We start from the raw sequence: 595 nt of genomic DNA on the forward strand, positions 1-595 counted from the left end.
GTGGGGGCAGCCCGTTGGCTGCCCCCTTTCGGGACGAGATCAATCGTCTTCTTCCACGCGCAGGATGGTCAGGTTCTCGTCGAGATAGACCTCGAACCGGGCGCCGTCGCGCATGGCATAGGCCTCGTAATTGCCGTCTTCCATCTGGATCGAGCGAACCTCGTAGCCATCGGCGGTCAGCAGCGCGGTGATCTGGTCCTGCACGTCCTGGGCAACGGGGCTGCCCGAGGCGAAAACCGCGGTGGAGGGCAGCAGAAGGGCGAGAGCGATGGCAGTGCGTTTCATGGGATATATCCTTTCTTGAGGTTGGTCTTGGGTCTTGGGTGACCCCCGTTTGGCGGGGCCGTGACCAACAGAAAGGGGACGGTGGCGGCCGGGGCCATCCACCTGCGGTTCACACCGGCCGGATTGGGCCAAAGGTTTAGCGCCATGAACCGGGGTTGATGCGGGCAGGGGGGTGAAACGCAACAAAAAACGCCCGCTGCGAGGGCGGGCGTTCCGATGCGGTCTGGCAGGGCTGATCAGTTCAGCATGCGGCCCATATGGGCGGCCACATCGGCCATGCGCGCCGAGAAGCCCCATTCGTTGTCGTACC

1 protein-coding gene is annotated in these 595 nt (G+C 63.9%); it reads right to left on the reverse strand.

The genetic code is table 11. From position 1 onward, the window contains the following. Nucleotides 1-39: 39 nt before the first annotated feature. On the reverse strand, nt 40-285 hold the full coding sequence (locus tag BKY26_RS16020) for a PepSY domain-containing protein (RefSeq protein WP_071691389.1): 246 nt from the start codon (nt 283-285) through the stop codon (nt 40-42). Between the last annotated feature and the right edge of the window lie 310 nt (nt 286-595).

The organism is Nioella sediminis, from assembly GCF_001879695.1.
Classification (GTDB): domain Bacteria; phylum Pseudomonadota; class Alphaproteobacteria; order Rhodobacterales; family Rhodobacteraceae; genus Nioella; species Nioella sediminis.